Origin of the sequence: Halorubrum halodurans, assembly GCF_002252985.1 — an archaeon.
Classification (GTDB): Archaea; Halobacteriota; Halobacteria; order Halobacteriales; family Haloferacaceae; genus Halorubrum; species Halorubrum halodurans.
In genome coordinates, this window is sequence record NZ_NHPJ01000048.1 from 1 (window position 1) to 12178 (window position 12178).

The following is a 12178-nucleotide window of genomic DNA, read 5'->3' on the forward strand; positions in this document are numbered from 1 at the left end:
GTAGCCGATGTACATCGGCTCGGCGACGTGGGCAGCGATGAGGTACTCGTGGGTTGTGTACAGGCCCTCTTCACCGGCTGCGAGTGGGATGATGAGGTATCGGCCGGGAAACAGTCGGTCGAGCCAGCCCTTCTCGGTGAGCCGGGAGGCGATCTCGCGGGCGGTGTTTGGGGGAACCTCCAACGTCGTCTCGATGTCATCGACGGAGATGATCTGGTGCCCCGCGCCAGCGAGTTGTGCAAGGAGTCGACTTTCTCGAGTCGAGAGACCCTGGCGTATATTTTGCGATTGTTCTATGATATCCATACCTACGTTTCTCACATAGAATATTGTCTCAGACCTGTTTTAGCCTTGCCTCATCCTTCTTAGCTTTCTTAACCAACACGGCCCACGACTCCATAGTTTTGTTGGTTAAGACGATGGGGACAGTTCTCGCGATTGCTGGCTTTAACACTACTCGAATCTTCTTTATATACAAGTTTCGTACTATGTTACACCGTGCTCCGGCGAATCGAACTCGAGGCCCTCGCCACGGTCGACCGCGGCGACACGATCTCCGAACTCGCGACGAAGCTTGACCACAGCGAGAGCTACCTCTCTCGTGCCGTCGCCGACCTCGTCGAGAAGGGGCTCGTCTACACGGAACGCGATGGCCGGCGAAAACGAGTCGTCCCGTCGGATGCTCGTGCCGTCGAACTCTACCAGGACCTCGTTCGTCAGCACTCCCACATTGACTTCCCCGAGCTACTGACCGGCAAGGCACTCGAGGTGCTGTACTACCTCGACCAGCCGCGAACTGTCTCCGAGATTGCGGACCGGAGCGACAACTACCGCAACACGGTCAACCGGGTCCTCAAGCGGTTTCGCGACCGTGGGCTCGTCGGGACGGCCGACGGCCACTACGAGTTCAACGCCGACTTCGACCGCCTCCACAAGTTCGCCCGTGAACTCACCCATCATCTCCATCGCCAACGCCTCAAAGCCGTCGCCTCGAAGGGCACGATTCTCTGGGAAGACTACGACGAATTTCTCGCTCAAACCGAGACGGAGATCGACGCAGACGGATTCCACGAAACTGGCCTTCCTCGGTTTGTGGCGTTTGATCTCCAGTTCCTGCTCACCGGCCACCGCTACTACGTCTACTCCAAGGAACTCGACGCAGTCTCGCCGGCGGAGCTGTGTTGTCACACGCTCTTGATCGACAACGGTAGCCGCTACCGTTCGTACTGTCTCCTCTTGCTCAGCCACGTCGACGTTGACGGGAACGACCTCCAAACGCGATCTGCGAAGTATGACCTCGAAGACGAAATCAACGCCTTGCTCCGCTACCTCGAGACCTACGGCGAGATCCAGGACGATCGTCTCCCCGAGTGGGACGAGTTCCAGAAGCTGGCGGCCGAATACGAAATTGACCTGTAACAAATTTTTGATTTTATATGGACTCAGAGGCATTTCTTGTCCTGGACGCCACACCACTCACAATTAGTGAGAACTCATTTAGCAATTAGGTTCAAATAGTAACGCCTAGAATTAGTTTACAATGAAAACAGATACGAACGGTACTCTTGCTGACGGTATCCAGATATCCATCGATCTACCACTCCAAGACGACCGTTTACTCAGTGGCGATGCGACAGCAGATATTCTTCTCTTTTTAACTCGACATCACGATGAGTCGTTTTCGATGACAGACCTTGCTGACGCAATTGGCTACACGCGACCGACGATCACCAAGACGGTTAATACACTCTCCAAGAACGATCTCGTTATCGAAGAACACGACGGACCCCGCCGACTTGTCCAGATCAACCGTGACCGGCTCACTATCCCAGACGATCCATTCCTCGGAATTCCCCAGTCGGAGTTTCACGCGCCGGTACAGGATGCGACCGACCAACTCCATACTAAACTTGATGACGTGCTCGCTGTCGTTCTGTATGGAAGCGTTGCTCGCGGTGAGGCTGACCGTCGCAGCGATATTGATATCTGGGTGTTGGTTCGTGAAGACCGGGCGAGCAACCAACGACAGGCGAACCACATCAGGCAGTCACTTGAGGAAGACACGTTTGGCGGGGATCGATATGCGTTCGATATTGATGTTGAGGCTCTCCAAGGAATCCCGACGTACGCTGAGGAGCTCCAAGAAATTCTTCACGATGGCATCGCAGTCTATCAAACAGATGAATTTGACACCGTCCGTAGTATGATTCTTCACGGAGATAGGTGATCCGGAGGCTCTCTGGGCGAACTCGTTCACTAGAGCTAATTTAAAGTTCAAAGATTTCGTACTAACGAGTATGACTCCCCACCCCGTCACGGAGACACCCCCACATGATCTCGAAACGGGGATCAATCACCTCGCAACCGTCGGGCGGTTATTGGATCATCCAGAACTGGCGCGTGTCTATGTGTACACCTGCTATTACGGGCCGGTCACCCGCCCAGAGATCAAGGCGGCACTGGATATCCCAAAGACCACGGTCTACGATCACGTAGAAACGCTTGAGGCCCTCGGAATTGTCTCTCTGGCGGGAGATCGACCGGTGGAAGTGACCGCAGATCCGGTTCGAATCACAACTGACGGGATTGTTGTGACGCCGACGATCCTCCATGCTGTTGCACTCCAAGAAGTCGACGAAGATGTCTCATACTTCGTTGAGCGACACGGTGTTGGCAAACTCGCTGCTGCTGTCCGACAGGCTGGACTCCATTATGCTGGTCAGATCACCCAGCGAATGGCTGCTGATCCACTTGGTATCCCATCTGGGGAAGCGATCAGTATTGTCCTCGCGCTGAAGCCCGTGCTCGCAGTTGGGCACGAATATGATCCCTACTTCGACGTGATTTTCCCGGAAATTTCGGATGACATCGGATTCGAGAGCGACCATGACGCGGCAGTACCTCGTCAGAATACCGAGTCGTGACTGAGTCCATCACAGCAGTCGACGCAAACGAATTGGGGCATCGAAAAATAGTACCCGTATCTCTCGAATGGCTGTTCTAGACGAGCTCTCGGGATTCGAGTTCGAGGATGTCATAGAGGATGTCTTCCGCAACCTCGGCTACGAGAACGTCCGGCAGGCTGAGAAGACAGCCGACGAGGGGCGGGATGTCATCATGGAGGAGGTCGTCGACGGCACGCGGCGCGCGATCGTCGTCGAGTGTAAACACACGGGGACGGTTGGGCGACCGGTCGTCCAGAAGCTCCACTCGGGGATCGCGACGTTCGACTTCGATGGCCCGAAGCGGGGCATGGTCGTTACGACGGGTCGGTTCACGAGTCCCGCCCAGGAGTACGCCGACCGTCTCCAGCAGAACGACGATCCACACCCAATCGAGCTGCTTGATGGCGAGGACCTCCGGGAGATCGCCGACGAGATCGGCCTCGACCTCTACAACGGTCGCATCGAGATTCTCTGCGACGAGACCCTCCGTCCCTACGACCCGGCAGCTGACGTCGACGCCCCCGTCCAGGAAGCGTTCCGGGATATCGAGAACATCGAGGCCGCCGACCTTCCGACACCGCATTCGGCGGTGACGTTCCGACCGGTGGTCGCGGTTACCGCCGACACGAACGCTGTCGTCGAGACGTCCGTCGGCGCCATCCACCGGATCAACGATCGGACGCAGTTCGTGGTTCACGCTGAACGCGGCCACCCTCTGGTCGTCGACGAAGATGTTGCGGTACTGGTCACCGAGAACTTCCATACGAGGATCGAACTCGACTCCGAACAGTTTGGGGAGATGTTCGATGACGTCGAGGAGCGCCGCTTCGGACAGACCCAGACCGAGTACAAGGAGTGGGCCGTCGAGCGGCTCCAGCAGCACCACACGACGACGGTGACCTACACCGGCGACAACAACGTCACGTACAACAAGACGTGTGAGCCGAATCTCTCGGATATCTCAGTGCGATCGATTGAGTCGGTGTATCTACCTGAGATTCAGCAGACGACAGAAATTCTGGAGTATTCGTATCCGTACGAATACTATGCTGCTGGCCCTTCACGGGTCACTACAGAGGACGGGATTCACCGGTGCGTCCACTGCGAGACGAGCGGCGTCGACGAGACGTACACCTACTGCCCGAACTGTGGGGCTATCGCCTGTGACAACCATATTAAGACTGAACGACTTGAGTGCGAGCCGGTCTGTATAGGCTGTGCGGTGACGGAACGGTTCGCGCTGAAGACGAAGTACTTCTACGACGAGGAGAATCTCGAGGCGTTCCGCGAGGAGTACGCCGAGATGCCGCTTCACCAAAAGGTGATCGAGAACAAGTGGCTGGCCGGGGGGAGCGTGGTCGCGACGTTGCTGCTCATTGTCGGTCTCCTCGTGGTTACTGGCATCATTTAATTCTCTGTTCTGTTTTGAGCTGTGACAGTGCTGTATCTGTGGTGGCCACACGGTTTCTGTAATGAGGCTAGAATCAGCGTCTTAACCCAGATGATTATAGTATATCTCAACACATGTGTGAACATGACTAAGGTCGATTCCAAGGGACGAATCGTTCTCCCACAGGAGATACGCGAATGTCTTAATATTACTCCGGGTACAGAGGTTAAGGTCCGCGAAGAAGACGGAAGAGCGATTGTTAGGCCTAAGGACAATCCTGCCGAAATTCTCGACCGGATGGAACACCTCGTTGAGAGCGCATCCTCGAACCAAGAAGAAACGAACCCACCTACTGAAGGATCTAACCCAATCGCTCAAAAGCATAGAGATGCCGTTCAACAAGGAGCAGACAATCCCAGTAATGGTTGAGGTACTGGCCCGTATCTGTTCTGTGTCGGGGTAGATAGGAGCGCACCGCGATAGTTACAGGATGCCGATCGACAGGGAAATTCCGTGTTTCTTGCTAGACGTCCTTATTGTATTTTCTGTTCTGTCTTACTCATTGGCCTTACTAATCAAACTAACTAGTTATACTGCTCAGTACAACTACCAAAAATTATTAGTTGTACTAGAAAGTACAACTAACCATACTAACTGATTTGTCTGACGCAAATTTATGACGAATGGGTCTAACAGGTAAAACATGCTCACGTACACGACATACAGCGAAGCCGGCGGCGTCGGGAAGACGACGCTCGCGTCGAATCTCGCCGACGCGCACGGCCAGCACGATCGCGATGTTCTCGTAATCGATCTTGACCCACAGAACGGCTCATTAACGTACTTACTCGGCGTTGACGCTCCACGAGATGACAGTAACGCAGACAACATTGCGCGCCACCTCATCGACCGACCAAAGGGCGCATTCGAGGACCTCATCCTTGAAACGCCATTTGGATTCGACCTTGTTCCAAGCCACAATATGCTAGAAAATCTCGCCGATCTCCTTACTCGCGCTGCCTCAATGGCGGAAGACCTCGGTGAAGAGTTCGAGCGCCACGATCAGCTGCGACAGGTACTCCTCAACGCGGATATCCCCGAGAAGTACGATACGATCGTCGTCGATCCGCCGGCAACCGCTGGCCCCCATCTCTACAACGCCATTGGCGCAACCCGTTCGCTGGTGATCCCGCTGGAACCGACAGGGAAAGGGATGCAATCGATAGAGGGGCTACAAGATGTCGTTCAGGGCTTCGAAGAGACGGTGGGTGTCACCGTTGGTGTCCTCGCGGTTGTGCCGAACGGCGTTGGACGGACGACGGACCAACAACACTACCTGACGCGTATCCGCGAGTTGGGGTACGACGCGCCAGTCGCAATTGGTGAGCGATCGTCGCTGTTCGAAGGCTGCTGGGACAAGCAGACGACAGCATTCGCGTACGTCAATGAGTATCGATCTCGGAAACGCGATCATGAAATGGAGACGCTCGAGCAGTTACACGAACTCGCCAGCCATCTTGAGGAGGTGAGTGCCTAATGCCGAACGGCATGAAATCTGGCAGCGGCGATGATCCGTTCGCCGAGGACGACGATGCCGACGATGATCCTGTCGACGACGTCGCGGATACGGACACAGATGCTGGTGATCCGTTCGATGAGCAATCAACAACGCCAGAACCTGATCCGACGTCGACGACGCTACCAGGCATCCCTGACCATCCTGCTGACGAATCTTCCCGGCTACCGTGGATCCACCGTCGCGATGGAGTGAAAGACGATCGGGACCACAAGACGATCCACTATACGGAACACACGGTGAAGAGGGAACGTCGGGAGCTCCGGCCTGCGCTTGAGGAACAACTCGGAGACGATGTCGAACTCACTGACGCCCGAGAGGCGGCGTATCTCGTCGGAATGGACCATCTAGACGAGGTCGCCGACGTACTTCGAGAGTGGGGCTACGATATCGAATAGTCCTCTGTTGAGTTGCGAACGCTACGAAACGTTCACGAGCTCTTCCTAAGTGGAGGGCGATAAGTTAATTTCCTGCCTTCTGTCGGGTCATCCCGAGTCGTTAGTCCTGCTCGGTGTCGTCAGTACTCTCGATCCAGTCCTCGGGGGCCGGCTCTTCGGTGGCACTACTGTCCTGCCTTGCTTCGGAGTGTGCGTCGCTCGTGGAGTTTTCACCTGTTTGCTGGATATCAGCGGGGTACGTCGTCGGGCTCGACTCGTCGTCACCGAGATTGAGAATCGAATAGAGGGCTTCGACGAGATCATACGCAGTTCCAGCCGAAAGGTCTGTGAGGCTCGCGATCTGCCGGATTGTGACATTCCCCTCACTGTGTGCTTTCACGAGATCGTATGCGAGTGCGAACGTGACGATGCCGTGGTCTTCGAGAACCCGCTCGATCGCTGGATACTCGTTTTTCTGTGCGATCACTTCGATAAGTTCGGGCGTAATCGAGACTTCCGTCTCGCGGACCGTCAATGTCAGTTCGAACTCTTCAGCGGTGTATACGGCGGTCCCGCCATCGTCGTTAACCTTGCTGATCAGGCCCGCCTGTTCCAGTTTATGGAGATAGTCGTACACCGTTTTCTTCGAGACGGTCGTTGTTTCAATGAGTTCAGGCCCCGTGGCAGCCGTAGACCGCCGAATCGATGTATAGAGACTCGCGAGGGACGGGTTCTGGAGTAATTCTGTGAACGTAGAGATCCCGGTGATCGTCCTCGGTGTGTCCCCCGCGTTTCGCACATGTTCTGTATCGTAGCTCATCTTGTATAGAGTTACGAAACTAGAAACTATGAACGTTTGCCATGGCAATGAGGTCGACTTAACGGCGAACGTGTGCTCGCCGGACAGCCCATCTGAAACGGCGTGATCACGCCAGCGTATAGCGTCGGTGCCGCCGGAGCGCATAGCGGTAGGAACCATACGAAACGCCGCTCGTCAACAGCAGATACGTACCGAAGAGCACGCCGAATACAGGCGTCAACACGACGTTTCCGGTGACTGCGAACCACGTCACGAACAGCCCGAGAGCCGTTCCGCCACCCACGACGAACAGGTACACCATCATGACGAGCGTCGACGGGACGACCGTTTCTGTCCCCCAAAACTCGCGCTCCTCGTAGATCGGGTACGCCGAGCCGATGCCGACCGCGAACATCGCCGCAGCGAGACACATCACAACTCCGACGGCGGCGGTCGCCACCGCCTCAAGCACCGTTATCCCGAAAAGGATCGGGACGAACGAGCTGAGAACAACGACCGGCACTCCAATCGCAACGCCGGCGAGAAGCCGTCCACGGACGAGAGCCGCGGATGGCGTCTCGGTAAGAAGGAGGAACGGTAGTTGCGGCCGCTCGTCACCGAGCGGGTTCAACCCGAAGGTAGCGCCTGAGAGGTATGTCGCGAGAACGACGCCGCCCCCAGTGATGAGGGGTCCGATGGCGTCGCCCGAAAACTCGAGAAACATCGTCCCGAACGGTGCGATAAAAAAGACGGCAATCAGGAGATGACTCAACTCCGCCGGATCACGGCGACCGCGCACGAGAATTCCCCACGCGATACGACCAGGTTTAGTCCATGCGAACGGTCGTGGGGCAGAGAATCCGCCGCTCGATTGCCGCACCTGCGTCGACGCGTTGTTGCCGACCTGATCGGTAAACCAGAGCGTAGAAACCTGCCTGGTCGAGACGGCGAGACCTACCGGCGTGAGAGCGATTAACGCCCCGAGCACCGCCACCGCCCCTAGGGAGGTCGGTCTGGAGACCGGTGTTCCGACGAACGCGAGCGCAACGTATTCCACGAGGGGATCGAACGCTACTGTCGACAACAGCCGCTGCACTGAGAGGTCGGATTCGACGATGAACTGCCCAGCGAACTGCGATGCAACAACGAGTCCGACCATCGCGAGGATACCGACCGCCTTCAGGAGACGGCGAAGGCTGGGGAGTTGCCGCAGGAGTCGCAACACAGCAATTCCTCCGGCGTACCCCCAGACGGCGGCACAGCAGACGAGTGGCAGCGCGACCGCCCCGGCCGAAGCGACGAGCAGCGGCGAGCCCATTCCGAGTGCGAACGTGACAACCACTGCTCCGACCGGGATCCCGAACCACAGGGAGAGCCGTCCCATCTCCGCTGTGATGAGCCCGATAACGACTGCTCGCGGGTGAACCGCCAGCAGGACGAAATCCGCACCGTCGATGTGTCCGAGTCGTTCGAGGGTCCGAAACACCGATATCGACAGGAGACCGAGAGGAACGAGCGTCGCAGCGGGCGCGAAGAACGGGACCGCCGTCACGGAGCGCGCGGTTTGCCCAAGCACATACGCCGTCGGCAGCGCGAACAGGAGCGCGCCGCCGAAGAACAGCGCCGTGATCAGGAGTCCGAGGACTCGACGGGGGTTTCCGAGGTACCCACGGAGGCTTCGGACGAACTCCGCCCGCCCGATTCGGAGCCCGTGGCGAACGTCCTGTCGGAGGCTCATTCTCTCCGAGAGGCCGCGCCCGTTTCGGGTTCGCTGGTGACGGCGAGGAACGCGTCTTCCAGGGATCCACTCTCGCCAGTCTCCGCACGGGCCTGTACTTCGGTAGGCGTCCCCTCGGTGACGAGTCTCCCGTCAAACAACACCCCGACCTCGTCAGCGACGGCTTCGACCACCGGAAGAATGTGTGTTGAGAGGAACACCGTGGTTCCTGCGTCGGCGAACGCGGTAATCGATTCCCGGATGGTGCGCGCCGCTCGGGGGTCAAGCCCCGATGTCGGTTCGTCTAAATACAGGACGTCCGGTTCGTGCAGGACACTCTGTATGAACGCGGTCTTCTGTTTCATTCCCTTCGAATACCCGTCGATCCGCCTGTCCGCGTCACCGGCTAACCCGAATTGGTCGAGGTACTCGCCGATGCGCTCGCGGGCAACGGACCGCGAAATGTCGCGAAGATCGGCGACGTATTCGAGCTGTTCGCGGGCGCTGAACTCGTCGTACAGCGGCGGCGTCTCAGGGAGATAGCCGACCCGACCGGCGATCGCACGCCGGTCGCTCGGGTCGACGCCACAGACGCGTACCAATCCGCTGTCCGGATCGCTGAGACCGGTAAGGAGACGCATCGTCGTCGTCTTCCCCGCACCGTTCGGGCCGAGAAAGCCGTAGACGGTCCCGTGCGGGATGTCGAGCGTGAGACTGTCGAGAGCGACTTCTGAGCCGTAGCTCTTCCGGAGATCGGTCGCCAGAATGGCGGATTCGTCGTGGGTGGAGGGCATACGTAACGGATGTCATTTTCCGAACCAGTCGTCTATGCGTTTCGGAATCATCTTCCGGTCACACGTATCGGGGGTGATGCCGCATGGGTAGATAGCGACGCGAATAGGCGGCGTGATCGCTCCGCCGAACTCTGTTAAGTTGCGAACGACACGAAGCGTTCACGACTTCTTCAATATCGGTTTTCCCCCGAGCAACAAGTTGTAACAGTTATCTCTCTGCCTAGGCCGTTCGGCGTGAACAGCCCCTACAGCCAGTGAGATCGGATGATTCCCCCACCGTATTAGAGTTCGAAATATTATAGTTTAAACTATTATAGTCTAATTTCTAACTTCAGAGCATATATGTATCTCCCACAACGATAGGAAGTATGAACCAGTTTGTCAATCGCATCGATGAACTCGATCGGTTACAGACTCTCTATGAGAGTGGCGCTGCAGAACTCGCAATTGTCTATGGCCGTCGTCAGATCGGCAAGAGCGAACTCATCCGTCAATCGATTGCTGACCGCGACGATGCCGTGTACTATCAGGCAGTCCAAGGAACTGCGACGACACAGCTCAGGCGGTTCGTCGAGGCCGCAGCGACAACCTATCCGGACATTACGGCTGTCAAAGAGGAGTGGGAACCACTCTTAGCGTACCTCGTCGATAGAGACGCCATTATCGTCATCGACGAATTTCCGTACCTTATCGAATCGAACGAGGGGCTCCCGTCGATCATTCAGCACCTGTGGGACACCGCTGTCGACGAGAGCCAGGCAACACTCGTACTCACAGGCTCTGCGATCGGCATGATTCATACCCACGTCCTCGATGGCGGTGCGCCACTCTACGGTCGGGTATCCCAGACACCGAATGGCCGCCTCGAACTCACCCAGCTCCCGTTTCGCTCTATCCAAGAGTTTGTGCCGACGTACACTCCCGAAGAACGGGTGTTCGTCTATGGCGTCTTCGGCGGTACACCCCGATATCTCAGCCCGCTCGATCCAGCACAGAGCTTCGGGGAGAACATCACGCGGCTGCTGTGCGATCCCGATGGCCCACTCCACGACGAGCCCGAAACAGTCCTCCAGATGGAACTGACCGAGGTAAACACGTATTTTTCGCTTCTGGAGTCGATGGCCAGCGGGAACCACAGTCGAAACGAAATCGCCCAAGGAGCCGGCATCGAGAGCACCAACACGTCGTACTACTTCGACCGGCTGGAAACGCTCCAGATCATCGAAAAACACCATCCGGCGCTTGCTGACCCGGCGCGCAGCAAGCGGACTCGGTACCAAATTCGAGATCCCGTATTCCGGTTTTACTTCCGGTATCTCTACGGCCGCGGAGGTCAGTACGAACTCTACGGCGAGAACGCCTACGCGGATCTCATCGAGCCGGAACTGCCCGACTTTGTCAGCGAAACGTTCGAATCGCTCTGTCACCAGGCGGTGCCGGCGCTCTATACAGACTACCAGCTCACACAGGTGCCAAGCCAGTGGTGGTACAAGAGCCGGGAGATAGACGTTGTCGCCCCAACCGACGAGTCAACGCTGATCGCTGGCGAAGCGAAATTCACCAACACCCCCCTCGGCTATGACGTGCTCGCGGATCTCGAAGACGATGTCTCCCATATCGACTGGACACCCACCGGTGGTGGCGAGCCGACGTATGAATTCGCCTTGTTCAGCCGCTCTGGGTTCAACCGATCCGTCGAGGAAGCTGCAGACGAACGAGACGATCTCCGTCTCTTCGATCTGTCCGACATTGTTGCTGTTCTCGAGAGTAGAGTCGATCCTTGATATTCTCTTATAGATCCATTACTTGATAATATCTTGTACTCACAAACTTGGGTGACACTAACAACTGATATTAGCTCCGTTGAAATCCTAGGGAACAATTTTGATGGAAAGCTCATCGAGCTACGGTGTTTCGACGATCGCGAGAATCTCTGGCGCTCGGTACACCCTCCCACGTTCTTTCCCAGTAATTTCATCGATGATCCCGTCGCCGGAGAGCATGTCAATCGCGTTGTAGACGGCCTTCTTCGACCGACCAGTCGCTTCCTGCGCGCGGCTCGCCTGTAGATACGGTTCCTCAAAGAGGTGGGTGACGATGTCGCGAACAGCTGGGTAGTCCTCGTACTGCTCAAGATATCTGCCTCGAAGGTCTAAGAGCTCTTGGCCACACTCGTAGGCGTCGTGGGCTTGGTCGCGGATCGCCGTCAACGCGAATCGTACCCACTCGTCCCACGCCCCGTCTCTGCTGACGCGCAACAGTTTGTCGAAGTACTCGCTCCGGTTTCGGTTGAAATACGCAGACAAGTACAGGTACGGCTCATCAAGCAAGCCAGCGTCGTACAACTGAAGCATGATGAGGAGCCGTCCGAATCGGCCGTTCCCGTCGCGGAACGGGTGGATCGTCTCGAACTGGTAATGAGAGAGGACGATATCGATGAGCGGCGGGTAGTTATCCATCCGGTTGTACGCGATGAGCTGATCGAGGAGCATCGACACGTGGGGGGCCGGGATGAACTGTGCGTCCTCGGGGTTCTGGTTCGGACCGATGATGACAGGGGTATCTCGGATGGTGCCAGGA

13 protein-coding genes are annotated in these 12178 nt (G+C 56.9%); 8 read left to right on the plus strand and 5 right to left on the minus strand.

Annotated elements, in window-relative coordinates:
* Positions 1-306, minus strand: a 306-nt coding sequence (locus DJ70_RS04270) for a type IV toxin-antitoxin system AbiEi family antitoxin domain-containing protein (RefSeq protein WP_179233957.1), incomplete at its 3' end; no start/stop codon positions are given.
* A gap of 192 nt (positions 307-498) precedes the next feature.
* Between DJ70_RS04270 and DJ70_RS04275 the strand changes: the two genes are divergently transcribed.
* The 7 genes from DJ70_RS04275 (at position 499) to DJ70_RS04305 (ending at position 6309) form a co-directional block, all read left to right on the plus strand.
* On the plus strand, positions 499-1419 hold the full coding sequence (locus tag DJ70_RS04275) for a helix-turn-helix transcriptional regulator (RefSeq protein WP_094530471.1): 921 nt from the start codon (positions 499-501) through the stop codon (positions 1417-1419).
* Positions 1420-1540: 121 nt separating this feature from the next.
* The gene (locus tag DJ70_RS04280; protein ID WP_094530473.1) at positions 1541-2227 is read left to right on the plus strand and encodes a nucleotidyltransferase domain-containing protein; all 687 of its coding nucleotides are present in this window, start codon (positions 1541-1543) and stop codon (positions 2225-2227) included.
* 70 nt (positions 2228-2297) lie between these two features.
* Positions 2298-2924: a winged helix-turn-helix domain-containing protein gene (locus DJ70_RS04285; protein ID WP_094530475.1), complete on the plus strand. Its 627-nt coding sequence runs from the start codon at positions 2298-2300 to the stop codon at positions 2922-2924.
* Between the two features lie 67 nt (positions 2925-2991).
* Positions 2992-4356, plus strand: coding sequence for a restriction endonuclease (locus DJ70_RS04290; protein ID WP_094530477.1), 1365 nt, complete (start codon positions 2992-2994; stop codon positions 4354-4356).
* Between the two features lie 123 nt (positions 4357-4479).
* Entirely contained in the window at positions 4480-4764 is a 285-nt protein-coding gene (locus DJ70_RS04295; RefSeq protein ID WP_179233959.1) for an AbrB/MazE/SpoVT family DNA-binding domain-containing protein, read from the plus strand.
* A gap of 274 nt (positions 4765-5038) precedes the next feature.
* Positions 5039-5872, plus strand: coding sequence for a ParA family protein (locus DJ70_RS04300; protein ID WP_094530479.1), 834 nt, complete (start codon positions 5039-5041; stop codon positions 5870-5872).
* Positions 5872-6309, plus strand: a complete 438-nt coding sequence (locus tag DJ70_RS04305) for a hypothetical protein (RefSeq protein ID WP_233139248.1) — start codon at positions 5872-5874, stop codon at positions 6307-6309. The genes DJ70_RS04300 and DJ70_RS04305 overlap by 1 nt, the downstream gene beginning before the upstream one ends.
* A 100-nt stretch (positions 6310-6409) precedes the next feature.
* Here the strand turns inward: DJ70_RS04305 and DJ70_RS04310 are convergent, their stop codons facing one another.
* From DJ70_RS04310 to DJ70_RS04320, 3 genes are all read right to left on the minus strand, one after another.
* Positions 6410-7108, minus strand: coding sequence for a transcriptional regulator (locus DJ70_RS04310; RefSeq protein WP_233139247.1), 699 nt, complete (start codon positions 7106-7108; stop codon positions 6410-6412).
* 106 nt (positions 7109-7214) lie between these two features.
* Positions 7215-8825 carry a hypothetical protein gene (locus DJ70_RS04315; protein WP_094530483.1) on the minus strand — a complete coding sequence of 537 codons (1611 nt, stop codon included), beginning with the start codon at positions 8823-8825 and terminating at the stop codon, positions 7215-7217.
* Entirely contained in the window at positions 8822-9598 is a 777-nt protein-coding gene (locus DJ70_RS04320; RefSeq protein WP_094530485.1) for an ABC transporter ATP-binding protein, read from the minus strand. Before DJ70_RS04320 ends, DJ70_RS04315 begins: the two co-directional genes overlap by 4 nt.
* A gap of 368 nt (positions 9599-9966) precedes the next feature.
* On the opposite strand from DJ70_RS04320, the gene DJ70_RS04325 reads away from it, so the two are divergent.
* Positions 9967-11382: an ATP-binding protein gene (locus DJ70_RS04325; RefSeq protein WP_094530486.1), complete on the plus strand. Its 1416-nt coding sequence runs from the start codon at positions 9967-9969 to the stop codon at positions 11380-11382.
* A gap of 120 nt (positions 11383-11502) precedes the next feature.
* Here the strand turns inward: DJ70_RS04325 and DJ70_RS04330 are convergent.
* On the minus strand, positions 11503-12178 hold a 676-nt coding region (locus tag DJ70_RS04330), incomplete at its 5' end, for a Fic family protein (protein ID WP_143420929.1).